This is a genomic window from Ruegeria sp. CJ2, from assembly GCF_056536745.1.
In genome coordinates this window covers 1-21,863 of record NZ_JBQFQF010000012.1, presented here as the reverse complement: position 1 = coordinate 21,863, position 21,863 = coordinate 1, and the positions used below count along the sequence as shown (strand labels likewise).

Genomic DNA, 21,863 nt, shown 5'->3' with positions numbered 1-21,863 from the left:
ACCGGTCACCTCCACGTCTTTCTGCGTTTCCAGCGCCGGTTTTCCCGCGCGCCTTCTTCCTGAACGCCCAAATAAAAATTCTGAATATCTTCGGATTTCATCAAGACATCAGCGTCGCCGTCCATGACGATGCGCCCGACCTCCATCACGTAACCATGATGCGCCAGTTCCAGCGCGGCGTTGGCGTTCTGTTCAACCAGCATCATCGTCATGTTCTGTTCGTCATTCAGGCGTTTGAGGATGCCGAAGATTTCCTGCACCAGAAGCGGTGACAGACCCAGCGAGGGTTCGTCCAGCAGCATGATCTTGGGGTTCGCCATCAGCCCGCGCCCGATGGCCAGCATCTGTTGCTGTCCGCCCGACAGCGTTCCGGCCTCTTGGGTGCGACGCTCTTTCAGGATCGGGAAGTATGAAAACACCAGCTCGCGATCATGGTCGATCTGCCCCTTGTCCGTTGCAGTATAGGCCCCAAGGCTGAGGTTTTCATCGACCGTCAGCAGAGGAAACACCTCGCGCCCCTCCGGGACATGGACGATGCCTTTTTGCACAACCTTATGCGGCTCGGACCCTTGGATTTCTTCACCATCAAAGGTGATCTTCCCCTTTTCGGGGTCCATCACGCCGGACACGGTCTTCATTAGCGTTGTCTTGCCCGCGCCGTTTGCGCCCAGGATCGACACGATCTGCCCCGGATGCACATCCAGAGACACGCCGCGAATGGCCATGATCGGGCCATAAAAGCTTTCGACATTGCGGATGGTCAGGATCGGCGCGCTCATGAGGCTTTCCCCAGATAGGCTTCGACCACCGCTGGATGGGATTGCACCTCGGCCGGTGTTCCCAGCGCCAGCATCGCACCATCAGCCATCGCCAACACGCGGTCAGACACGCCCGAGACCAGCCCCATGTCATGTTCGACCATCAGCACCGTGATCCCCATCTGCCTGCGGATATCGTCAATCCACCAGCGCAGATCCGACGTCTCCTCGACCGACAGGCCAGAGGCCGGTTCGTCCAGCAACAACAGTTTGGGTTCCGTGGCCAGTGCACGGGCAACTTCGACCACTTTGCGGACGCCGTAGGGCAGGCCCGAGATCATCTTGTCGCGGTAAGGCTGAAGGTCGAGGAAGTCGATGATCTCTTCGACCTTTTCGCGGTTCTCGAGCTCCTGCCGCCGGGCCGAGGGCAGGAACAGAACCTCAGACAGCACGTTTGTTTTGCGGTGACGATGCCGCCCGACCAACAAGTTTTGCAGCACGGTGGCGTGTTCGAACAGTTCGATATTCTGGAACGTCCGCGCCACGCCATATGCTGCCACGCCTGAGGGTTTGACCTGCAACAGATCATGCCCGTCAAACCGGATCGAACCGGCGAATGGGTCATAGAAGCGCGAAATCAGGTTGAAAACGGTCGATTTACCCGCACCGTTGGGGCCGACTATGGCAAAAACTTCACCTTCCTCGACCGAAAAGGACAGGTCATTCACCGCCGTCAGGCCACCGAATTTCAGGGTCACGTTCTGGTACTCAAGCAGGCTCATCTCAGACGCTCCGTCTTGAGGTAGGATTTTTGACGTTTGAACATGTCCTTGCGGTAGAACGGGAACAGCTCGAACCAGGTTCGGATTTTCAGCCAGCGGCCATACATGCCCATCGGTTCGAACAGGATGAAAGCGATCAGGATCATCCCGAAAATGCCAAACTCCAGACCCGGAATGGCGACGGTATTGCCGCCGAACAGAGCCCCCACATATTCCTTTGAAATCGACAGGAATTGCGGCAGGAACCCCACGATGATCGCGCCCAGAAACGCCCCGTGGATCGAGCCAAGCCCGCCAATCACGATCATCATCAGCAATTGAATCGAGATCACGACGCTGAAAGTCTCATTGTTGAACGCGCCCGAGAACATCCCCATCAGCGCGCCCGCCCAACCGGTAACGGCGCAGGACAGCGCGAAAGAAATCATCTTGGTCCGCGCGATATCGACACCCATCGCCTGCGCCGACACCTCGGAATCGCGCACCGCGATAAAGCTGCGCCCCAACGGTGCGCGCAGCAGGTTGATATAGCCCAGCGTAACCAAAACCGCGACTGCCAAGACCAGCCAGAAGAACTGGACCGGAGTTCCCCAGCGGTCAACGAGGACACCGAAAATCTCAACGCCGCCGATATACTTGCCGCTGACGCCACCCGTGAGCGGCTCGGCCAGAACGATCACGTCATCCATCAGGATCGACAGCGCCATGGTGAAAATGGCCAGATAAATACCGTGCAACCGCAGGGCAGGGATGGCGACCGTCACGCCTGCGATGCCGGTTAGAATACCCGCCAGCGGAAAAGCGATCAGGAAAGGGACACCCGCCTCGATCAGGATGACGTTTGCATAACAGCCAAAGGCCAAAAACGCGGCGTGGCCCAGACTGACTTGGCCGGTATGCCCGGTCAGCACCATCAGACCCAGACCCGCGATGGCCCAGATCAGGACGTTTGTCAGCTCACCCAGATAGAAATCGTCCAGCCACCAGGGGGCCGCGGCGACCACTGCCAACAGGATAAGGTAGAGACTAAGTTGATAGCCGTCTTTCCAAGGGCGGATGTCCTGCATGTAGTTGGTTTTGAAGACTATTCGCATCTGTCTAAACCTTCTTGACCCGAACCTGACTGAACAACCCGTTGGGACGGAAGATCAGGACCGCCAGCAGCAGCGCGTATGGCGCGATCTGGCTGTAGCCAGCAGCGATATAGCGACTGGCAAAGGGTTCGATGACGCCGACGATCAACCCTCCGGCCAGGGCCCCCGGCAAGCTGCCGAACCCGCCGATGACAGCCGCAGCAAAGGCTTTGATCCCCAGCAAGCCCGTCGAGGGATCAACCGAGCCCTTGGCTGCGAAAAGGATACCGGCGATACCCGCAACCACTCCGGCCAACCCCCAGATAAAGCCCTGAACGCGTTTGACTGGTACGCCCATGTAGTAAGCCGCCAACTGGTTTTGCGACGCCCCCTGCATGGCCAGTCCCAGCTTGGTTCGACTGAAGAAGATGTATAGCCCCCAGGTCAGCAAAACCGTCACGACAATGACAGCCACATCTTCCATCCCCAGTACGAGACCGCCAAATCGGACCTCTTTCCCGGCCAGCGGGTTCTGAAGCGTCTGCGGCTCGTGCCCCCAGATCAACCCTGCCGCAAAGCGGATCACGAAGCCCAATGCGATGGTCAGGATAACAACCGCTGTTTGGCTTTCCCCAAACAGCCGCCGGATAATCAACCGGTCCAGCAGATACCCCAGCGCCCCCATGATCCCCAGTGAGATCGGCAGCGCAATCCAGAACGGAAGCCCCATATATTCAGTGTTTGTAAGCCCAATGGTGACGAACGCGCCCAGCATCATGAAATCGCCTTGCGCGAAATTCACCGCTTCGGTCGCCTTATAAATCAAAACAAAGCCAAGAGCGATCAGGCCATAAACACAGCCATTCGCCAGCCCGCTGATCAACAGCTGAGCGTTATCCAAGTTCACCTCCCATTGCCGGTTTGCCCGGCGTTTTTGGCACCCCGAACCTCCTCTCTTGTTCGGGGCTTTGTTCTACTATGGCGTGATAATCACCTTTCCGTCACCCTTTTTCAGCGCATCCGCCAGACCTGCCACAACATCCTTGAGTGGAAGCCGTTGCGAAACATCGGTTTTCCAGCGACCGTCGGCAAACCGCGCCTGCACGTCACTGACAACGCGCATCTGGTCCGCAGGTGGGGTTGAGGTCATCCACTTCGTCAACCAGAACCCCTCGATCTGTTTTCCCATGAAAATCAGTTGGCCGGTCTGGGTCAGCGTGGGCAATTCCGGGCTGAGTTTGCCGTAACAGATCCAACGCGCGCCATTGGGCATCGCGCAGAAGATCTGTTCAGATATCTGATCCGCCACTGCGTCGAGGAAAACACGAGGCTTCAACGCGGAACTCAGCTTGGAAAACCTCTCGGACATCTGAGGGTCCGAAGTGACCAGCACGTCGTGCGCACCCAAGGATTTCAGGGGTTCAACCGCATCCGCACGCCGAACGATCGCGATAGGCTTCAATCCCAGATCGCGGCCCAAGCTGCACATCAGCTTACCCAACTGGCTGGTCGCCGCTGATGCGATGAAGGCGTCGCCAGAGTGTCTTGCGATGTCAACCATGGCCATGGCGGTCAGCGGATTGACAATCTGTGCCGCTCCATCCTCGTCAGACACTTCTGGGCGCAGCGGAATGCACATGAGCGCCTGCGTCACAACATATTCAGCCCACGCCCCTGCGCCTGCGGCGACAAAGGCTACGCGCTGTCCGTGCAATGCCTCAGCACCTTTGCCCGTTGCCACAACATCGCCACAGCCCTCGAACCCTGCTGCGGCCCCTTTGACACGCGGCTGGCCGTATTCCCCTTTGATAAAGTGAATGTCCGACGGATTTACCGAAGACGCCCGCAGTTTGATCAGAACCTGACCCGGACCAGGTGTTGGGACCGGCAGGTCAGCTTCGGCAAGCCAATCAGCAGCATCATCAATGAATGGGCCCGAGGCTGTATCGGAATAACCATCATGCGTCTGTACGACGGCAAACATGTTAGAGGGCAGGGCGGCCATTACGACTCCTCCTCTTTGAATGCCTTCCCCTCGCCGTGTCGAAAAACCAAAGCTTCGCGGGAACACATCCAAGATTGTTCTGAGTTTTCAACCAGCCAAACAAACGGTTCGGGCTTCGTCAACTTTGCCGACGCCTTACCTCACGGAAGTCAGGCAACCGGCAAGTGTACCGGGCCGCTGGCAATTCCGCGGCCCGATCTTGTTATTGCCCCTGCAACAGGGCCTGAAGTTCTTGCAGCTTGGCTGCAAAAAGCTCAGGCGAGGCTTTGATTTCGTCCAGAATAGAAATGGCTTGCGTCTTCAGATCTTGCGCCAATGCGCTGTCCTGAACCGACGCGACCATCGCTTCGTAATCGAAATTTTGCACCGTCAGCGTGCCTTCTTCGATCCAGGAATTCAGCAACTCCTGACCTTGCTCTGCCAATGCAGCCACTTCTTCACCGGCCTGATTTGCAAGGTCAGCCGCAGCCTGGCCCGCCTGATCCGTTGCGTCGGAGGCCTGTTGCGTCGCCGATTCCACGGCATCACTGACAGCGTCACCGGCCTCCTGAGCCGCTGATTGCAACCGTTCCGCGGGGGTCGGTTCGGGTTGGTTCAAATAATAGTAGATACCTGCGCCAATGGCGGCGACAACTACACCTAAGACGATAGTACGCGACATCGAAATCTCCTCAGAATATGTGTGACCGAGATGGCTTAAAGATAGGGATTATCCAAGGGGAAATCCTCGGCCATGTCCTCAATAAGCGGGATTGAGCCGGGCCGCGCCGATCCCATGCAAAACACCGGCAACATCGCGCCGCAATGCGGAAAACGGGCACAATACGTCTGGGGATAGTGGCGGAGAGACAGGGATTCGAACCCTGGGTGGGCTTGCACCCACAACGGTTTTCGAGACCGCCCCGTTCGACCACTCCGGCACCTCTCCGCGGGGGTCTGTGAGGGGGGGATTTAGTGAGGAACGCGCAGGGGTGCAAGCAGAAAATTCCCGAAATTCACTCTGATGGGATTTTCCATTGCCTGTTGGCGCAAAACACCTAGGCTCTGTTACTATGATACACTCTGCACGCTCTGTCTTTCAGTCGATTTCCGTCCTTGTCGCCACGCTTGCCGCGTTCACTCTTCCCGCAAATGCTGCGGATCGGGATCGGATCGAGGCTTTTCTAACCACCACCGGCTTTGACGTGGCATTGGAAAGCATCGCGCTGGCCTCGGCGTCTGCGCCGCAAATGCTGGGAATTGATCCCGACGGATTCGGCTCGGACTGGACGCGCCTGACCGAAGAGGTGTTCGACACGGACGACATGCATGAAACGGCCGTGTCGATATTGGAACAAACACTCAGCGACGATGCCCTGAACCACGCGGTCGAATTCTATGCCTCGGATCTTGGGCAACGCTTGGTGGAGGCTGAAAACGAATCCCACCTGATCGAGGACGACGAAGCGAAACAGCTTGAGGGTCAGGAAATCGTTTCTGGATTGATCAAGCATGGGTCGAAAAGGGTGGAAAGCCTAAAGCGCATGAACAACGCCATTGACGCCAGCGGAACGGCATTGCGCGCCCTACAGGAAATACAGGTCCGCTTCCTTTTGGCCGCCAGTGCGTCCGGTGTCATTGATCTGCAACTCAGCGCTGACGAACTGCGCCAGATGATGCAGCAAAACGAAGTCGGCATGCGACAGGCTTTGCAGCTTTCCGCGCTGGCAGGCGCTGCTTACACCTATCAAGGCTTTTCCGACGACGAGGTGATCGCCTATGCCGAAGCCCTTGAACAGCCGTTGATGCAGGAGGTTTATGAGCTGCTAAACGCAATCCAGTACGAAATCATGGCGATGAAATTCGAAGTGCTGGCATCGCGCATGGCCGATCTACATCCGGCGCAGGATATCTGATGCGTTTCCTTGCCGCTTTTATTCTCTCCGCGCTGTGGATCACACCACTATATGCCGAAGAAAAAGTGGACCGCCTGATGGAGGCCCTGCGCCTGTCCGAGGTTGTCGACATCCTGACAGGTGAAGGCAAAGCGCAAGCGCACATGATGAACGAAACCTTTCTGGGAAATTCCGGCGGTGACTACTTCGACACCCAGATTGAAGACATCTATGATCCGGACTGGATGCACGAACAGATGTCCGAGGCGTTTGTCGAAAACCTGACAGACAGCCAGTTGGACCGCGCAATCGTGTTTTTTGAAAGCGATCTGGGTCAGACGATCGTTTCGCTTGAAAACTCGGCGCGATTGGCAATTCAGGACGAAACCATCAAGGAAATGGCGCAGGACAGCTATTTCTCAATCGACCGATCCTCGCAATCTTATCGGTTGATTGACGAATATATCGAGGTCAACGATCTGATCGAGAAGAACGTCGATAGCTCTCTGAACGTTGACTATAATTTTTTTCGCGCGCTCACAGAAGATACTGGTGGCGACGAGTCCGAACTGCTGGAGCAATTGCTGCTCGATAAAGACAATATCCAAAAGGAAACCGTAACCTGGCTGTATTCTTTCCTGTTGTTGGCCTATCAGCCACTCACTGAGGCGCAGATGCGCGAAAATATTGCATTCTCGCGAACGGACACGGGCCGGGCCATGAATGATGCGTTTTTTGACGGCTTTAACCGTATCTACGATGATGTATATTACCGCCTCGGGTTGGCGGTTTCTTACGTCCTGAGCGGATCGGACCTGTAAGCCGCATTTGATGTTGACTTTCCTCTTCAATCTATGGATAAGCGCGCATCCCGGCCGGAGTTTCCGCGCCGGGTCTCGTTATTATTGACCCAAGGGACTGATCCCACGGGTCGTCACACAGCCCGAAAAGGGCGCGCTGTTCGAGGTGGCGAAAGCCAAAACACCCGAAAGGGGACCACAGAACGCGGTTAGACAAAGGAAAGACGCAATGTTTGCGGTCCTCAAGACTGGCGGCAAGCAGTACAAGGTTCAGGCGGGTGATATCCTCCGCGTTGAAAAGCTGGCTGCCGACGCAGGTGAAAAAGTTCAATTCAACGATGTTCTGATGCTGGGCGGCGACGCTCCGGTTGTTGGCGCACCTTTCGTTGAAGGCGCAGGCGTACAGGCCGAAGTGATCGAACAGATCAAAGGTGACAAGGTCATCAAGTTCGTCAAGCGCCGTCGTAAGCACAGCTCGAAGCGTACCGTTGGCCACCGTCAGAAACTGACTCTGGTCAAAATCACCGACATCCTGTCGTCGGGCGCTGACAAGTCGGGCATCAAAGCCGCAACCGGTTCGGCACCGGCTGGCGAAGCAGCACCTGCTGCAAAGCCCGCCAAGAAAGCCGTAGCCAAGGCAGAGGCTCCTGCCGCTGCTGCTGCCGCTGACGATCTGACCAAGCTGAACGGTGTCGGCCCCGCCGCTGCCAAAAAGCTGAACGACGCAGGTATCGAGAGCTTTGCAGCTCTGGCCGCCTTGTCGGACGAGCAGATTGCTGCTATCGACACCATCAAAGTGAAAGCCGAATGGGTTGAGCAAGCCAAAGAGCTGGCTCAAGGCTAAGGAGAGAGAGAATGGCACATAAAAAAGCTGGCGGTTCCTCCCGTAACGGTCGCGACTCAGCGGGTCGTCGCCTTGGCGTGAAACTCTATGGTGGCCAGGCGGCCATCGCAGGCAACATCATCGTACGTCAGCGCGGCACCAAGTTCTGGCCGGGCGAAGGCGTAGGCATGGGCAAAGATCACACAATCTTTGCAACTGTTGATGGCGCCGTGAAGTTCCATAAGGGACTCAAGAACCGCACCTTTATTTCGGTCCTGCCAGTGGCGGAGGCCGCAGAGTAAGCCGAAACCCTAAAGGTTTAGAAATAAATGGGGGACCGGCTGAAAATGCCGGTCCCCTTTCTCGTTTTTAACACAGTTTTGACCAATGAGCCCGATGACACACGCAGCAAGCACCATACCACCCCTGTTTCAGGGACGGATTGCCCACGCGGTTGAAGATCGTCTGGGCCGCAAATATCTGATGTGGACGTTAATTGGTTTCACTGTTGCGTCCGTAATTTACGTGTTGTTCGGAGGAGGACCGCACTCATGAAGCTTGAGACGATAATAAACCAGCCGGTGATAGAAACCGAGCGGTTCGACCTGCGCCCGTTGCGCCGGTCGGATATGGGTCTCATCGAACATTATGCAGGTGATGAGCGCGTGGCGCGGATGACAACGACTATCCCGCATCCGCTTCCGCCGGGATCGACCGAGGCATTTGTAACCCGCGCCATGTCCGAAGATCGGGACGAGGATGTTTGGGCCATGGACGCAACCAAGGATGACGGGCCCGAGCTTATCGGCCTGATTTCGTTGACGCGACTGGACCGCAACCAGTCCGAGGTCGGCTATTGGGTCGCGCCCGTCTACTGGAACACAGGCGTTGCTTCGCTTGCTGTTGAAGCGTTGGTAAACTCCAACCCGTTGGAGAACGCCAACATGTTCGCCAGTGTATTTCAGGACAACCCTGCCTCGGCGCGGGTGCTGACCCATTGCGGGTTTGAATATCTGGGCGATGCGGAAAGCTATTCGGTGGCGCGCGATGCGAATGTGCCCACCTGGACATATACAAAGAAACTCTGACTTGTGGTCGATAGGGCCTTTGCAGTAGGGGACAGACATGAAATTTCTCGATCTTGCAAAGGTCTACATCCGGTCCGGGGCCGGGGGTAGCGGCTGCGTCAGCTTCCGGCGCGAAAAATACATCGAATATGGCGGTCCCGATGGTGGTGACGGCGGCAAAGGCGGCTCGGTCTGGGCCGAGGTCGTGGATGGGCTGAACACCCTGATCGACTTTCGCTATCAGCAGCATTTCTTTGCCAAAAACGGCCAGCCCGGTCGGGGCCAACAGCGCACAGGCAAGGATGGCGATGATATCGTCCTGCGGGTCCCCGTCGGCACCGAGATATTGGACGAAGACGAAGAAACAGTCATCTGCGACCTCACCGAGGTGGGCCAGCGCGTGCTGCTCGCCAAAGGCGGCAACGGCGGCTTCGGTAACCTGCACTTCAAATCTGCCACCAATCAGGCCCCGCGCCGGGCCAATCCGGGACAGGCGGGGATCGACCGCACCATCTGGCTGCGGCTGAAACTGATCGCTGATGTGGGTTTGCTTGGGATGCCCAACGCGGGCAAGTCGACCTTTCTGGCGGCGACATCGAACGCGCGACCCAAGATCGCGGATTACCCGTTTACCACGTTACACCCCAATCTGGGCGTCGTGGGCGTGGATAACGTGGAATTCGTCGTCGCCGACATCCCCGGCCTGATCGAAGGTGCCCATGAAGGGCGCGGTATTGGCGACCGCTTTCTGGGCCATGTCGAACGCTGCGCCGTGCTGCTGCATCTGGTCGATGGCACCTCGGAATCCGTGGCTGACGATTACCGCACCATCATTCACGAGCTTGAGGCCTATGGCGGCGAGCTTGCCGAGAAACCTCGGATCACCGTGTTGAACAAGGTCGACGCGCTGGATGACGAGGAACGCGAGTTGGCCAAGTCCGAGTTGGAAGAAGCGGTGGGCGGCCCTGTCATGACCATGTCCGGCGTAGCGCATCTGGGCGTGACCGAGGTTCTGAGGGCCCTGCGTGCGGAAATTGACGACAACCGGGTCCGCCAAAAACCCGTTCAGGAGGCGCAGTCTTGGCAACCCTGACGTCGGCCAAACGACTGGTGGTGAAGATCGGGTCTGCCTTGCTGGTGGACCGAAAAACCGGGTTGTTGCGTTCCGATTGGCTGCATTCGCTGGCGCAGGATGTGGCGTGGCTCAAAGGGCAGGGGACGGATGTTATTCTGGTGTCCTCCGGGTCCATCGCCTTGGGGCGCGGCGTTTTAGGATTGCCCATGGAGGCCCTGCCTCTGGAGCAGTCACAAGCCGCTGCCGCGGTTGGTCAAATCCGACTGGCCCGCGCCTATGAAGAGGCGCTGACGCCGCATAACATCACCACCGCTCAGGTTCTGGTGACGCTTGAGGACAGCGCCGACCGCCGCCGGTACCTGAACTCGCGCGCGACGCTTGAGACATTGCTAAGCCTTGGCGTGGTGCCGATTGTCAACGAGAACGATACAGTCGCAACGGATGAGATCCGATACGGCGACAATGACCGCCTTGCCGCCCAGATCGCCGTCACGGTCGGTGCAGATCAACTGATCCTCCTGTCGGACGTGGATGGATTCTATACCGGCAACCCTGTTCAGGACGTTTCGGCCACGCGCTATGACGTGATCGAAGAAATCACCCCTGAGATTGAAGAAATGGCGGGTGATGCAGGTTCGGGCCTGTCGAAAGGCGGGATGAAGACCAAATTGCTGGCCGCTAAGATGGCGACGGCGGCAGGTTGTGATATGGCGATCACCGAAGGATCACCTATGAACCCTTTGAAAACGCTGGAAAGTGGTGCGAATTGCACGTGGTTCACGGCCACGGTTGATCCTCATGCGGCGCGCAAGCGCTGGATCTCGGCGATGAAACCGCGCGGTGAGATCGTGGTGGATGCAGGCGCGGCGAGGGCCCTTGGTAATGGCAAAAGCCTGTTGCCAGCGGGTATTGTCGAAGTGACCGGCGATTTCGGACGCGGCGATCCAGTGGCGATCATCGACCCACAGGCGCGCCGGTTGGCGCAAGGTCTCAGCCGCTATACCGCGCAGGAAGCGGATGCAATCAAGGGCCGCAAATCGTCAGAGATCGAGGCCACGCTGGGCTATCCCGGCCGCGCCGTGTTGATCCACCGGGACGATCTGGCGCTATGAAAATTACACGAGAAAGGCACCTGAGATGAAGGATTTTGACAGCATTCCCGCCCTGATGACTGATCTCGGTGCGCGGGCGAAGGCCGCTTCGTCCGAACTGGCCTTTGCCAGTGCCGAGCGTAAGCATGCCGCCCTGATCGCGGCGGCTGATGCAGTATGGGCGCGTCGTGCGGACATTATCGAGGCCAATAAGAAAGACCTCGAGTTCGGGCGCGAAAAGGGTTTGAGCCCGGCCATGATGGACCGCCTGATGCTGGACGAAGCCCGTGTGCAGGGCATGGTCGACGGGCTGCGAACAGTGGCTGATCAGACTGACCCGGTTGGTGAAGTTCTTTCCGAATGGGACATGGCGTCGGGCCTCAACATTCAACGCGTGCGCACACCGCTCGGCGTCATCGGCGTGATCTATGAAAGCCGCCCGAACGTGACGGCAGATGCCGGTGCGCTGTGTCTGAAATCGGGGAACGCCGTGATCCTGCGCGGCGGGTCCGAGAGCTTTCATTCTTCTGGCGCGATCCACGCCTGTCTGGTCGAAGGGTTGAAGGCCGCAAACCTGCCCGAAGACGCCATTCAGTTGGTGCCCACACGGGATAGGGCGGCTGTGCAGGCATTGTTGCGGATGACTGACTATGTCGACGTGATAGTCCCGCGTGGCGGCAAAGGGCTGGTTGGGTTGGTGCAACGCGAAGCCCGCGTACCGGTCTTTGCACATCTCGAGGGGATTGTGCACATCTATGTCGACAAAGCCGCGGATTTGCAGAAAACGCTGGATGTTGTTCTGAATGCCAAAACGCGGCGCACCGGAATTTGCGGTGCCGCCGAATGCCTGCTCGTTCACGAGGATATCGCCGAGACTCTGGGTCAAAGTGTGATCCAGGCACTATTGGCGGCGGGTGTCGAGGTTCACGCAGAGGGTTCTCTGGCTATCGAAGGCACCGTTGACGCAACTGCCGAGGATTGGGGCAAAGAGTTCCTGGACAACATCATTGCCGCCAAACCCGTGCAGGACATCGACGCAGCAATCGCTCACATCCGTCAATTCGGCTCGAACCACACGGATTGCATCATCACCGAAGATCAGGCCGCTGCAGATCGGTTCTTTGAACGCCTCGACAGCGCGATCCTGATGCACAACGCCTCGACCCAATTCGCTGATGGGGGTGAGTTCGGAATGGGCGCTGAAATCGGGATCGCCACCGGCAAAATGCATGCGCGTGGTCCGGTTGGTGCGGCGCAGTTGACCAGTTTCAAATATCTGGTCCGCGGCAACGGAACGGTTCGCGGCTAGAACCGGATCACAATGCGGGTTGAGGTGGTATCCACAGCAACCCGCCGTCCCATTGCAACCGCCGCATCTGGCAGGAGGGCGAACTGTACGTGCGCCGGGGTTACTTTACTTGTAAAACGACCGGTCGGAAGGTTCTTCCAAAGGTCACTGTCAAGGTTGAGCCTGTCGGCCACGCCGGTGACGACCCAGTTTCGGCCATCATTTTGAACGCTGACCTCACCGCCCAATGGCATTGCGCTTTCGCAGCACATCAGCGCCAGGAACGCCAGTTTGACTTGATTGCGAGCGATCGCTTCGGTCAGGTGCCAATTCACGTGCACCCGGCCTGCTTTCTCCACATCCTTCAGAAGCTCGGCCACTTCTGCCCGTCCTAGGGGCTGATCACTTGCGGACCCGAAGGCCACTCGAAAAAAGCGTATCCGCGCTCCGGCGCTGCCGACACTGCCCGCGATCAGCTCCATCTCGGGGCCTTGGGTGACGCCAACCATCTCGAGCAGTTCCAGCCCGTTGGTGATCGCACCTATCGGGCTGATCAGATCATGGCAGATCCGCGAGCCGATCAGCTCGGCCAGGTTGACGTCTGTGGCGCTCATGCGTACCTCCTGCTGTATCTGCCGCCGGACCCGGAGCCCAGTCATGTCAGACCTCAATGCCATACTTGCACCGGGCATGTATGTCCGCCACCCCGATTTCCCCGATTGGGGCATTGGACAGGTGCAGTCCAATATCGGCGGAAAAATCACCGTGAACTTCCGCGAGCAGGGGAAAGTGGTGATTGACGGATCGCGCATCGCCTTGATGCCCGTCTTTGATCCATGAAACTGGTTTAGGAAAGGTTAACGCGCGGTCGGTTACAGCCCATGTTGCCATTCCCCGTGCACCTGCGGTATCAGCCCTGAAACCACAGGGACGTTCTGATGCCGGATAGAGGGCCATCCTTCACCGTCAAACTCGCCGAAACCGAGGGCGAACTGCGCGCGGCGCAGCGCCTGCGTTATGACGTGTTCGTGCGCGAGCTGGGCGGCGGCGGAGAGATGGTGGACCACGAGGCTGGGCTTGAGCGGGACAAATTCGATCCCTATTTCGACCACATGCTGGCAATCGACGACCAGACCGGCGAAACTGTTGGTGTTTACAGGCTGTTACCCGGCGAACGTGCCGTAGAGCTGGGGCAGTTTTATTCCGAAGACGAATATGACGTGACCGTCCTGAAAGACAGCGGTCGCAAGCTGTTGGAACTGGGGCGGTCCTGTCTGCACCCTGACTATCGCGGCGGCACGGCAATGTATCATCTGTGGAATGGTCTGGCGGCCTATGTGAACGCGCGCCAGATCGAGGTTCTGTTCGGCGTCGCCAGCTTTCACGGCACCGATGTGCAGGCCCTGGCGCAGCCTCTGTCCATGCTGCATCACAACCATCTCGCTCCGCCAGACCTAAGGGTCCGGGCGCAGCCTGAGGTGTTTCAGTCAATGGATCTTGTTGACGTGGACGCTCTGGATCGGCGCGCGGCCATGGTGCAGGTGCCCGCCTTGATCAAAGCCTATTTGCGGCTAGGCGGGTTCGTGGGCGAGGGGGCGTTCATTGACCACGCCTTCAACACAACGGATGTGTGCCTGATCCTCGACACGGCGCGCATGAACGAACGCCAGCGGCGTATTTACAGCGGAGCTTGAAGCGTTGAGTGAATCGTCATGGCACGGAGAAGATGCCCCGGATCCCATCGAGCTCGGCATTTCGGGCTGGGCACTTGCCATCCTGCGAGGTCTACCGTTGATCGTGTTGCTGCTTGGCGGTCTTACGATCCTGCTTGTCCTGCGCCTGATTGAAATTCCCTTCTACGGACTGCGCCGCCCGGTGACACCGTACATTACGCAGTTTGTCTGCCGAAATGCCCTGCGTATTCTTGGCATCGGATTCCAAACGTCCGGTGAGTTGATGACGCAGCGAGGGGCGGTTGTGGCAAACCACTCCTCCTGGCTGGATATCTTTTCGCTGAATGCGCGGAAGAGAGTGTATTTCGTGTCGAAGGCCGAGGTCGCGAAGTGGCCCGGCATTGGATGGCTGGCCCGCGCAACAGGCACGGTTTTCATCGAGAGGAACCGCAAGAAAGCGCGTGAACAGACCCTTCTGTTTCAAGAGCGCTTGACCGCCGGTCACAAGTTGCTGTTTTTCCCGGAAGGCACCTCAACGGATGGCCTTCGGGTTTTACCCTTTAAAACAACGCTCTTTGCAGCATTCTTCACTGATGAACTGCGTGACTTCATGTATGTGCAGCCGGTTTCAGTGATCTATCACGCGCCCCAAGGCGAGCCGAACAGGTTTTACGGATGGTGGGGCGACATGGATTTTGGACCGCATCTGCTGAAAACACTCGGGGCGTGGAGACAGGGTTCGATCGAGTTGATCTATCACACTCCGGCCAAGGTCAGCGATTTTGCCAACCGCAAGGAACTGGCTGCGCATTGTGAAGCGGCGGTCCGTCATGCACACAGTCTGGCGCAGCTTGAAAAATAAGGGCAAAAGCCTCTTGCGCTGCTTCTAAACGTGCCGTATACGCGCGCCATTCAAACCCGCAGGCGGGGTTTGGGCTTTTTGCAGGGAGACATCCTCATCAGGCCCGCCGGTTGGAGCATCCGCTTCTTTCACCCCCGCCAAGGCGTAAACCGGAAAAGGAAAATAGCATGGCTCTTCCCGAGTTCACCATGCGTCAGCTGCTGGAAGCTGGCGTTCACTTTGGTCACCAGACACAGCGTTGGAATCCCCGCATGGGCCCGTTCATCTACGGCTCGCGCAATGGCATCCACATCATGGACCTGACCCAGACTGTTCCGATGCTGGATCAGGCGCTCCAGGCCGTGCGTGACACCGTTGCAAAAGGCGGCCGCGTTCTGTTCGTTGGTACCAAGCGCCAGGCTGCTGGCCCGATCGCAGAAGCGGCTGAAAAGTCGGCTCAGTACTACATGAACCACCGCTGGCTGGGCGGCACGCTGACCAACTGGAAAACCGTTTCCCAGTCGATCAACCGTCTGAACCAGATCGACGAAGCCATGGAATCCGGCGCAGAAGGCCTGACCAAGAAAGAGCGTCTGGGCATGGAACGTGACCAGGCCAAGCTGCAAGCGTCGCTGGGCGGTATCCGCGAGATGGGCGGCGTTCCTGACCTGCTGTTCGTCATCGACGTCAAAAAAGAAGCACTGGCCATCGCCGAAGCCAACAAGCTGGGTATCCCGGTTGTGGCTGTTGTCGACACCAACTGCTCGCCCGATGGTGTGGACTACATCATCCCCGGCAATGACGACGCAGCCCGCGCCATTGGCCTGTACTGTGACCTGGCCGCACGTGCCTCACTGGACGGTATGACCGCGCAACTGGGCGCCGCTGGTGTTGACCTGGGTGAGTTCGAAGAAGCACCGGTTGAAGAAGCCGTTGCAGAAGAAGCCCCCGCCGAAGCAGAAACCCCTGCCGAAGCGTAAGCTGCCCGTCACGTAAATGACATATGGGGCAGGGTATGACCTGCCCCAATTCCGTTTGAATTGAGGAGAGCCAAGAGATGGCAATCACAGCAGCAATGGTAAAAGAACTGCGCGACTCGACCGGCGCAGGCATGATGGACGCAAAAAAAGCGCTGACCGAAACCGGCGGCAACATGGACGAAGCCGTTGACTGGCTGCGCACCAAAGGTCTGGCAAAAGCGGCCAAAAAATCGGGCCGTACCGCAGCCGAAGGTCTGGTTGCTGTTCACGTTGACGGCGGCAATGGTGTTGCGGTCGAAGTGAACTCGGAAACCGACTTCGTTGCGAAGAACGCCGAGTTCCAGGAAATGGTGGGCAAGATCGCTTATGCGGCTGATGGCGTTGCTGATGTTGACTCACTGCTGGCGGCTGACCTGGGCGGCAAAACCGTTGCCGACACCCTGACCGACAAGATCGCCACCATCGGTGAAAATATGTCGGTGCGCCGTATGGCCAAGCTGTCGGGCGACACTGTTGTGTCCTACGTCCACAACGCAGCCACCAACGGCATGGGCAAAATCGGCGTTTTGGTTGCTCTGACCGGTGGCGACGCAGCGATCGGCAAGCAGATTGCGATGCACATCGCGGCTGTGAACCCGGCGGCTCTGTCCGAGGCGGACATGGACCCGGCGGTTGTCGAGAAGGAAAAGCAGGTTCAGATGGATATCGCCCGCGAATCCGGCAAGCCGGAGCAGGTGATCGAAAAGATGATCGAAGGCCGTATGAAGAAATTCGTGGCGGAATCAACTCTGCTGAACCAGCAGTTTGTTGTGAACCCTGACCTAACCGTTGAAGCAGCGGCCAAGGAAGCAGGCGCAACCATCACCGGTTTCATCCGTCTGGAAGTTGGCGAAGGCATCGTTGTCGAAAAAGAAGACTTCGCAGCCGAAGTAGCCAAAGCCGCTCAGGGCTAAATTTGGTGGGCTAAATTCGATCTCAGGGCCCGGTCGGGCTCTGAGGTTACAGCAAAGGCCGGCCGCGCAGTGCGTAGCCGGCCTTTTGCTTGCGCAAATAAAAAAGGACACCGAAGTGTCCTATCCATATTTGGTAAAATGAGGGGCCCCGCATGATGGGGATGGTCGAGGCCCCTCATAATTTCCGACAAAGGTACGTGGACGAATAGACGCCCCTGTGCCAGAGCGATCAGAGAGCTTTGTTATTGCAAAGGTCCGACCAAATGTTCCCAGGCTAAAGCCACCACTCACGGAACACTATCATTTTGCAACCAAGCGCTCAGATTCGGGAAGTCATGTTTTCCTTACCTAGGGTAAATTGACGCAGAGAAGCGTCAATCTCGGGGCGATTATGCCTCCATTATGAACATTTGGTTCTGAAGCGACGCTTTGAGCACGGCCTGAGCTGTCGTTTCAACCGCCAGCGACTCGCGGGCAAGGCGCAAGTGCTTTTCGACCGTCGCAGCCGTCAGCCCCATCAACAGCGCGATGTCTTGCGTTGTCTTACCGTCGCCAACCCATTCCAGAGCTTCGCGCTGCCGCTTGGTCAGCGCACGGTTGGGGGCATGGTAGGGGAGTGTCAGGATCTTGAGGTGCGCGACATTGTTCATCAACAGGATGTCTTCGCCGTGTTCGGCCCATACCTCATCAACTTCTTCCTGCGTGCGCGAACTGCAGCCGGAAAGAGAGATTGCCCCCTTCGAACGCATCGAAACCGAATTGAAGCTGACCGTATATCCGGCCACGACACCCTTGGACCGGTTGAACTCAATAACCTTGCGCTCAAGTTCCGTAAGCGTGCCGTCCTCCATCATGTCCTGAGTGATTTTCCAGCTACCTGCGCCTTCATTCTGCAACGCCCATTTCAACATCGGCGCATTAAAGTACAGACCACCCCGCAAGAACCCGTCGAGATAGTCTTTGCCGTGATTGGTCAGGATCACGAAATCCTCTGGATCACCCAGCGACGTTTCGGTTCTATAGCGCGTGAACCCATAGAGCAGGCGATTAAACCCGTACTCGGCCATCTGCTTGCAATGAGCGTCCCAAAGCTCCTCCAGCGTTTTCGTATAGCTGATAAATTGGAGATACTCACTCAGCTTCATGTAGAAGCCCTTGTGTTCAAATGGGCGGACAATGCATCCAGCGCCAAAACATAGCTTTGGGGACCAAACCCGCAGATTTGCCCTATCGCCACGCGCGCGATGTACGAGGTATGTCGAAAGCTCTCTCGCGCATGGATGTTGGACAGATGCACTTCGACAACGGGCAACTCTACCGACGCGATGGCATCCATCAACGCGATGGACGTGTGCGTGTACGCCCCGGCGTTCAGAACAATTCCGTGCTGGGTGTCCTTGGCAACGTGAATGGCATCAATAAGCTGGCCTTCATGATTGGATTGGAAATGAGAAACGTCCAAACCGACGGACTTGCCGTGTTTCACGCACAGATTTTCAACCATCTCAAGCGTGGTGCTGCCATACACCTCGGGCTGCCGCGTGCCCAGAAGATTGAGGTTCGGACCGTTTAAAATCAGAGCTTTGTGCATTATCTCACTGTTCCTGTTTACAAGTTCATAAACGCGAAAAGGTAGGAATGTCCACCGCCTGCGCTATTACAGGCAAGCGAGAATGGCCCTTCTCACACAGTTCTTTTGGGCGGTTGTTTGGCTTGGCGAACCCTGTGTCATTGTGAACAACCCTTTGCACCGGGACTGAATAAGGCAAACGCAAGATCGCTGCCTCTTTCGGGGCGACGTTGAGTAAAGCTTGCATGTCACACCTGTTGCCCCTGTTATCCGGTCAGGAGGAACTTTGGCGTCACTGCAATTGTTGTCAGAAAGACTGTTGAACGAACCGTCTGTTCAACTTCGCACCGGCTGACCACAGTCTTTGCGCGCCAATACCGAAACACCGAGGAGAAAGACTATGACCCCAGAAACATTGTTTTCACTTCAGGGCAAAACGGCGCTTGTAACAGGTGGGGCGACCGGAATTGGGCGCATGGCCGCCGAAGCTTTGGTAAGGGCAGGGGCGCACGTTCTGATCGCCTCGCGGAAAAGCGATGCCTGCGAAGCCGTGGCGCAGGAATTGAATTCGCTGGATGCCCCCGGTAGCGCCGAAGGATTCGGAGGGGACGTAAGCACAAAAGACGGTATCGACGGTATGGTTGCCGAGGTTCAGAAACGGACGGAAAGACTTGATATCATTATGAATAATGCAGGCGTCACCTGGGGCGCACCCATGGGGCAATTTCCCTACGAAGCCTGGGACAAGGTCATGTCAGTTAACGTCGCTGGGATTTTCGACTTGACCCAAAAGCTGTTGCCAATGTTGATGAAATCCGGCTCGCCGAATGATCCTGCCCGCGTCGTCAACGTCGGATCCGTGATGGGAGAGGTTCCCATGGGTGACGGTGCCTATAGTTACGCAGCATCGAAGGCGGCGGTTCTGCACCTTACCAAAATCATGGCAAAGGAACTTTCGCCGTACCACGTCACCGTAAATGCACTGGCTCCGGGGCCTTTTGTATCCCGAATGACGGCGTTCGCGACAGCAGACGAAGACGTGAGGGCCAGGGTAGGGAAGTCCGTCCCGCTCGGGCGGGTCGGCAGCGAAGACGACATCGCGGGTTGCATGCTGTTCCTCTGCGGGCGTGGCGGCAGCTATGTAACCGGAGCCGTCATTCCGGTTTCGGGCGGTATAAACGTCGTCACCGCCGGGAACATCTTTGCTGAGGCGTTTTGAGGAATTTTTGCGGAAAGATAGCTAAACAACCGTTATTCACGTGGGGTTGGAAAGTTCTAGTTCAAGATTACCTAGACTGTTCTTTCCAAAGAACATTTCGGACCCAACAAAGAACGTCGGCACACCGAATACACCTTTTCTTACAGCAGCTTTTGTTCGATCCTTAAGCTGTTGTTTCACCTCAACGCCTGTCATTGCCTCGCGCAGCTTACGAACGGGCAAATCGTTTTCTTGCAGGATTTCTGTCAGAACACTCAACTCATCAACTTTCTGACCGTGCACCCAAATCGCATCAAATACAGCGTCCACATATCTGTTTTCCCACGATTTTCCCTTGGCGTAAACAGCGCCTCTCATGGCAAACTTGGTATTGACCGGAAAGTGCGGGCTCATGTGAAAGCTTAAACCGCGGCGTCTGGCAAAACGATGCAAGTCGTGTGTGAGGTAAGCACTTTTCTGGCGAATATCAGAGAAAGCCTGAAACGGGCTTTGGTTGTTGGTGGCCTTGAATACCGTCGTCAATAACACCGGTTCAAGGTTGATTTCTACTGCGTGCCTAACGGCCAGTTCCGGCAATACCTTATGCGCAAGATACGCATTAGGGCTGCAAAAATCGTAAACAAAATCTATGGCTTGCGACATATTCTTCCTCCCGAAGAAATGCGGCGACAACGCACTCACCGCAGGCAAATGAGTCTTTAACTGATGATAGTTTAGCAGACTGAACCCCTCAAAATACGACAGCAGGCTGATTCTGCCGATTTCCCGTCAATCTGTTTGACCTTGCCGCCCTTAATGACCGCTTCCTACAGGTAATCAGTCAGAGCAGTGATTGAATGAAACAGGCTAGGCTGTTACGCCATGTCTTAAATCCACTTGGAGACCCCATATGACCGAGGCAGAACGTATCCTCATCGACCTTCTAAACCTCGAAAGATTGGAAGTTGACCTGTATCGGGGCGTAGGGTCGGGCGGGGAAACACCAACGCGGATTTTCGGCGGGCAGGTGGTTGCCCAGGCTCTTGCCGCCGCATACCGCACAGTGGATGAACGACTGTGTCATTCCTTGCATGCCTATTTCATACGACCGGGCGACCCATCAATACCCGTTATTTATCAAGTTGATAGAGCACGAGATGGAGGTTCATTTACAACCCGCCGGGTTGTTGCAATCCAACATGGTAAACAAATCCTGAACATGTCCGCGTCATTTCATGTACGCGACGAAGGCTGGGATCATCAGCATGATATGCCGCAACTGGAAAAGCCGGAGAATTATCCGGCACGGTCGGAGCTTCAGGAGAAATACCTGAGCGCACTTCCGGAAAAACTGCATGGCGAACTCATGCGCGAACGCCCGATCGAGGTCCGCGAAGTCAATCACGTGCATCCTTTGAAGCCCGAGAAAGCCGATGATCGAAACCAAATCTGGATCCGCATGAATGCCGCCAAGGAAGCGGATGAAAGAACGCAGCAACTTTTGCTGACCTATGCGTCTGACATGAGCCTGCTAAGTTCTGGAATGCGCCCACATGGGTTGAGCTGGTTCACAGGCGAAGTCAACGGAGCAAGCCTGGACCATGCTATGTGGTTTCACGCTCCGGTGCGGTTTGAGAACTGGCACTTATACGCGATGGATTCCCCGTGGACAGGTCGGGGTCGAAACTTCAACCGAGGCTCAATCTATTCTGAGGACGGCACTTTGGTGGCATCTGTCGCGCAGGAAGGGTTAATGCGCAGGGTTCAGAAGAAGCCTTAGGGACCCAATATAACTCTAAGTTTTTGTTTGATATCGCTTGTCTGAGGTCGATTTCGACACAGTTAAAATGCCATGCAGTCATAGTATTTTATTACCATAATACCGATTACACGCATACTATATGAAGCAGCAAAGTTAAAATGTCCCACATTAGCAAAGTAGAAGTGTCACACTTCTCTGTCGAGCAGGCAGGATTGGAGTGTGACGGTGGGATTGGTTGTCATGAGCGAGC

General features: G+C 56.7%; 25 protein-coding genes and 1 tRNA gene. 15 read left to right on the top strand and 11 right to left on the bottom strand.

Going from position 1 to position 21,863, the window contains the following annotated elements; all coding sequences use genetic code 11:
- Window positions 1-5: 5 nt before the first annotated feature.
- The 7 genes from ACR0MS_RS16455 to ACR0MS_RS16425 all read right to left on the bottom strand — a co-directional run bounded on the left by ACR0MS_RS16455 (window position 6) and on the right by ACR0MS_RS16425 (window position 5,546).
- Entirely contained in the window at window positions 6-779 is a 774-nt protein-coding gene (locus ACR0MS_RS16455) for an ABC transporter ATP-binding protein (protein WP_480575612.1), read from the bottom strand.
- Entirely contained in the window at window positions 776-1,540 is a 765-nt protein-coding gene (locus tag ACR0MS_RS16450; RefSeq protein ID WP_480575609.1) for an ABC transporter ATP-binding protein, read from the bottom strand. Before ACR0MS_RS16450 ends, ACR0MS_RS16455 begins: the two co-directional genes overlap by 4 nt.
- Window positions 1,537-2,634 (bottom strand): branched-chain amino acid ABC transporter permease, encoded by a 1,098-nt coding sequence (locus tag ACR0MS_RS16445; protein WP_480575606.1) that lies wholly within the window; start codon window positions 2,632-2,634, stop codon window positions 1,537-1,539. The genes ACR0MS_RS16450 and ACR0MS_RS16445 overlap by 4 nt, the downstream gene beginning before the upstream one ends.
- A 4-nt stretch (window positions 2,635-2,638) precedes the next feature.
- Complete coding sequence (locus ACR0MS_RS16440) at window positions 2,639-3,514, bottom strand: branched-chain amino acid ABC transporter permease (RefSeq protein WP_480575602.1); 876 nt, start codon at window positions 3,512-3,514, stop codon at window positions 2,639-2,641.
- 75 nt (window positions 3,515-3,589) lie between these two features.
- Complete coding sequence (locus ACR0MS_RS16435) at window positions 3,590-4,618, bottom strand: alcohol dehydrogenase catalytic domain-containing protein (protein ID WP_480575599.1); 1,029 nt, start codon at window positions 4,616-4,618, stop codon at window positions 3,590-3,592.
- A gap of 202 nt (window positions 4,619-4,820) precedes the next feature.
- Entirely contained in the window at window positions 4,821-5,279 is a 459-nt protein-coding gene (locus ACR0MS_RS16430) for a hypothetical protein (RefSeq protein WP_480575596.1), read from the bottom strand.
- Window positions 5,280-5,456: 177 nt separating this feature from the next.
- Window positions 5,457-5,546: transfer RNA gene (locus tag ACR0MS_RS16425), tRNA-Ser, on the bottom strand.
- A gap of 124 nt (window positions 5,547-5,670) precedes the next feature.
- Here ACR0MS_RS16425 and ACR0MS_RS16420 point away from each other — a divergent pair.
- From ACR0MS_RS16420 to ACR0MS_RS16385, 8 genes are all read left to right on the top strand, one after another.
- A complete protein-coding gene (locus ACR0MS_RS16420) occupies window positions 5,671-6,513 on the top strand; it encodes a DUF2059 domain-containing protein (RefSeq protein WP_480575593.1) in 843 nt (280 codons plus the stop codon).
- On the top strand, window positions 6,513-7,313 hold the full coding sequence (locus tag ACR0MS_RS16415; protein WP_480575590.1) for a DUF2059 domain-containing protein: 801 nt from the start codon (window positions 6,513-6,515) through the stop codon (window positions 7,311-7,313). The genes ACR0MS_RS16420 and ACR0MS_RS16415 overlap by 1 nt, the downstream gene beginning before the upstream one ends.
- Before the next feature lie 208 nt (window positions 7,314-7,521).
- Entirely contained in the window at window positions 7,522-8,136 is a 615-nt protein-coding gene (locus ACR0MS_RS16410; protein WP_480575587.1) for a 50S ribosomal protein L21, read from the top strand.
- 11 nt (window positions 8,137-8,147) lie between these two features.
- The gene (rpmA, locus tag ACR0MS_RS16405) at window positions 8,148-8,417 is read left to right on the top strand and encodes a 50S ribosomal protein L27 (protein ID WP_010440093.1); all 270 of its coding nucleotides are present in this window, start codon (window positions 8,148-8,150) and stop codon (window positions 8,415-8,417) included.
- 249 nt (window positions 8,418-8,666) lie between these two features.
- Window positions 8,667-9,203 carry a GNAT family N-acetyltransferase gene (locus tag ACR0MS_RS16400; protein WP_480575583.1) on the top strand — a complete coding sequence of 179 codons (537 nt, stop codon included), beginning with the start codon at window positions 8,667-8,669 and terminating at the stop codon, window positions 9,201-9,203.
- Between the two features lie 37 nt (window positions 9,204-9,240).
- Window positions 9,241-10,275 (top strand): GTPase ObgE, encoded by a 1,035-nt coding sequence (gene obgE, locus ACR0MS_RS16395; RefSeq protein WP_480575580.1) that lies wholly within the window; start codon window positions 9,241-9,243, stop codon window positions 10,273-10,275.
- Window positions 10,263-11,369, top strand: coding sequence for a glutamate 5-kinase (gene proB / locus ACR0MS_RS16390; RefSeq protein WP_480575577.1), 1,107 nt, complete (start codon window positions 10,263-10,265; stop codon window positions 11,367-11,369). The genes obgE and proB overlap by 13 nt, the downstream gene beginning before the upstream one ends.
- A 25-nt stretch (window positions 11,370-11,394) precedes the next feature.
- The gene (locus ACR0MS_RS16385) at window positions 11,395-12,657 is read left to right on the top strand and encodes a glutamate-5-semialdehyde dehydrogenase (RefSeq protein ID WP_480575574.1); all 1,263 of its coding nucleotides are present in this window, start codon (window positions 11,395-11,397) and stop codon (window positions 12,655-12,657) included.
- Here the strand turns inward: ACR0MS_RS16385 and ACR0MS_RS16380 are convergent.
- Window positions 12,654-13,250, bottom strand: a complete 597-nt coding sequence (locus tag ACR0MS_RS16380; RefSeq protein WP_480575572.1) for a histidine phosphotransferase family protein — start codon at window positions 13,248-13,250, stop codon at window positions 12,654-12,656. The two genes, ACR0MS_RS16385 and ACR0MS_RS16380, sit on opposite strands and share 4 nt — an antisense overlap.
- A 43-nt stretch (window positions 13,251-13,293) precedes the next feature.
- Between ACR0MS_RS16380 and ACR0MS_RS16375 the strand changes: the two genes are divergently transcribed.
- The 5 genes from ACR0MS_RS16375 to tsf all read left to right on the top strand — a co-directional run bounded on the left by ACR0MS_RS16375 (window position 13,294) and on the right by tsf (window position 17,083).
- Window positions 13,294-13,476: a DUF3553 domain-containing protein gene (locus ACR0MS_RS16375; protein ID WP_170388360.1), complete on the top strand. Its 183-nt coding sequence runs from the start codon at window positions 13,294-13,296 to the stop codon at window positions 13,474-13,476.
- 98 nt (window positions 13,477-13,574) lie between these two features.
- Window positions 13,575-14,330, top strand: a complete 756-nt coding sequence (gene olsB / locus ACR0MS_RS16370; RefSeq protein WP_480575569.1) for an L-ornithine N(alpha)-acyltransferase — start codon at window positions 13,575-13,577, stop codon at window positions 14,328-14,330.
- Window positions 14,331-14,334: 4 nt separating this feature from the next.
- Window positions 14,335-15,171 carry a lyso-ornithine lipid O-acyltransferase gene (olsA, locus tag ACR0MS_RS16365; RefSeq protein WP_480575566.1) on the top strand — a complete coding sequence of 279 codons (837 nt, stop codon included), beginning with the start codon at window positions 14,335-14,337 and terminating at the stop codon, window positions 15,169-15,171.
- A gap of 167 nt (window positions 15,172-15,338) precedes the next feature.
- Window positions 15,339-16,130 carry a 30S ribosomal protein S2 gene (rpsB, locus tag ACR0MS_RS16360; RefSeq protein WP_480575563.1) on the top strand — a complete coding sequence of 264 codons (792 nt, stop codon included), beginning with the start codon at window positions 15,339-15,341 and terminating at the stop codon, window positions 16,128-16,130.
- A 77-nt stretch (window positions 16,131-16,207) separates the two neighbouring features.
- Window positions 16,208-17,083 (top strand): translation elongation factor Ts, encoded by an 876-nt coding sequence (gene tsf / locus ACR0MS_RS16355; RefSeq protein WP_480575560.1) that lies wholly within the window; start codon window positions 16,208-16,210, stop codon window positions 17,081-17,083.
- Window positions 17,084-17,472: 389 nt separating this feature from the next.
- Here the strand turns inward: tsf and ACR0MS_RS16350 are convergent, their stop codons facing one another.
- Both ACR0MS_RS16350 and aroQ read right to left on the bottom strand, forming a co-directional pair.
- Window positions 17,473-18,228, bottom strand: coding sequence for a helix-turn-helix transcriptional regulator (locus ACR0MS_RS16350; protein ID WP_480575557.1), 756 nt, complete (start codon window positions 18,226-18,228; stop codon window positions 17,473-17,475).
- A complete protein-coding gene (aroQ, locus tag ACR0MS_RS16345; protein ID WP_480575554.1) occupies window positions 18,225-18,674 on the bottom strand; it encodes a type II 3-dehydroquinate dehydratase in 450 nt (149 codons plus the stop codon). The genes ACR0MS_RS16350 and aroQ overlap by 4 nt, the downstream gene beginning before the upstream one ends.
- A gap of 379 nt (window positions 18,675-19,053) precedes the next feature.
- Here aroQ and ACR0MS_RS16340 point away from each other — a divergent pair, with 379 nt between their 5' ends.
- On the top strand, window positions 19,054-19,872 hold the full coding sequence (locus ACR0MS_RS16340; RefSeq protein WP_480575551.1) for an SDR family oxidoreductase: 819 nt from the start codon (window positions 19,054-19,056) through the stop codon (window positions 19,870-19,872).
- A 36-nt stretch (window positions 19,873-19,908) separates the two neighbouring features.
- On the opposite strand, the gene ACR0MS_RS16335 is transcribed toward ACR0MS_RS16340, so the two are convergent.
- Window positions 19,909-20,514: a DsbA family protein gene (locus ACR0MS_RS16335; RefSeq protein WP_480575548.1), complete on the bottom strand. Its 606-nt coding sequence runs from the start codon at window positions 20,512-20,514 to the stop codon at window positions 19,909-19,911.
- A gap of 247 nt (window positions 20,515-20,761) precedes the next feature.
- Here ACR0MS_RS16335 and ACR0MS_RS16330 point away from each other — a divergent pair, with 247 nt between their 5' ends.
- The gene (locus ACR0MS_RS16330; RefSeq protein ID WP_480575545.1) at window positions 20,762-21,631 is read left to right on the top strand and encodes an acyl-CoA thioesterase; all 870 of its coding nucleotides are present in this window, start codon (window positions 20,762-20,764) and stop codon (window positions 21,629-21,631) included.
- Window positions 21,632-21,863 lie beyond the last annotated feature (232 nt).

Excerpts from the sequence above, each read along its gene's own strand:
- ACR0MS_RS16455 (WP_480575612.1), bottom strand. The coding sequence starts at position 779 with ATGAGCGCGCCGATCCTGACCATCCGCAATGTCGAAAGCTTTTATGGC.
- ACR0MS_RS16450 (WP_480575609.1), bottom strand. The coding sequence starts at position 1,540 with ATGAGCCTGCTTGAGTACCAGAACGTGACCCTGAAATTCGGTGGCCTG.
- ACR0MS_RS16445 (WP_480575606.1), bottom strand. The coding sequence starts at position 2,634 with ATGCGAATAGTCTTCAAAACCAACTACATGCAGGACATCCGCCCTTGG.
- ACR0MS_RS16435 (WP_480575599.1), bottom strand. The coding sequence starts at position 4,618 with ATGGCCGCCCTGCCCTCTAACATGTTTGCCGTCGTACAGACGCATGAT.
- ACR0MS_RS16430 (WP_480575596.1), bottom strand. The coding sequence starts at position 5,279 with ATGTCGCGTACTATCGTCTTAGGTGTAGTTGTCGCCGCCATTGGCGCA.
- ACR0MS_RS16420 (WP_480575593.1), top strand. The coding sequence starts at position 5,671 with ATGATACACTCTGCACGCTCTGTCTTTCAGTCGATTTCCGTCCTTGTC.
- ACR0MS_RS16415 (WP_480575590.1), top strand. The coding sequence starts at position 6,513 with ATGCGTTTCCTTGCCGCTTTTATTCTCTCCGCGCTGTGGATCACACCA.
- ACR0MS_RS16410 (WP_480575587.1), top strand. The coding sequence starts at position 7,522 with ATGTTTGCGGTCCTCAAGACTGGCGGCAAGCAGTACAAGGTTCAGGCG.
- rpmA (WP_010440093.1), top strand. The coding sequence starts at position 8,148 with ATGGCACATAAAAAAGCTGGCGGTTCCTCCCGTAACGGTCGCGACTCA.
- ACR0MS_RS16400 (WP_480575583.1), top strand. The coding sequence starts at position 8,667 with ATGAAGCTTGAGACGATAATAAACCAGCCGGTGATAGAAACCGAGCGG.
- obgE (WP_480575580.1), top strand. The coding sequence starts at position 9,241 with ATGAAATTTCTCGATCTTGCAAAGGTCTACATCCGGTCCGGGGCCGGG.
- ACR0MS_RS16385 (WP_480575574.1), top strand. The coding sequence starts at position 11,395 with ATGAAGGATTTTGACAGCATTCCCGCCCTGATGACTGATCTCGGTGCG.
- ACR0MS_RS16380 (WP_480575572.1), bottom strand. The coding sequence starts at position 13,250 with ATGAGCGCCACAGACGTCAACCTGGCCGAGCTGATCGGCTCGCGGATC.
- ACR0MS_RS16375 (WP_170388360.1), top strand. The coding sequence starts at position 13,294 with ATGTCAGACCTCAATGCCATACTTGCACCGGGCATGTATGTCCGCCAC.
- olsB (WP_480575569.1), top strand. The coding sequence starts at position 13,575 with ATGCCGGATAGAGGGCCATCCTTCACCGTCAAACTCGCCGAAACCGAG.
- rpsB (WP_480575563.1), top strand. The coding sequence starts at position 15,339 with ATGGCTCTTCCCGAGTTCACCATGCGTCAGCTGCTGGAAGCTGGCGTT.
- tsf (WP_480575560.1), top strand. The coding sequence starts at position 16,208 with ATGGCAATCACAGCAGCAATGGTAAAAGAACTGCGCGACTCGACCGGC.
- ACR0MS_RS16350 (WP_480575557.1), bottom strand. The coding sequence starts at position 18,228 with ATGAAGCTGAGTGAGTATCTCCAATTTATCAGCTATACGAAAACGCTG.
- aroQ (WP_480575554.1), bottom strand. The coding sequence starts at position 18,674 with ATGCACAAAGCTCTGATTTTAAACGGTCCGAACCTCAATCTTCTGGGC.
- ACR0MS_RS16340 (WP_480575551.1), top strand. The coding sequence starts at position 19,054 with ATGACCCCAGAAACATTGTTTTCACTTCAGGGCAAAACGGCGCTTGTA.
- ACR0MS_RS16335 (WP_480575548.1), bottom strand. The coding sequence starts at position 20,514 with ATGTCGCAAGCCATAGATTTTGTTTACGATTTTTGCAGCCCTAATGCG.
- ACR0MS_RS16330 (WP_480575545.1), top strand. The coding sequence starts at position 20,762 with ATGACCGAGGCAGAACGTATCCTCATCGACCTTCTAAACCTCGAAAGA.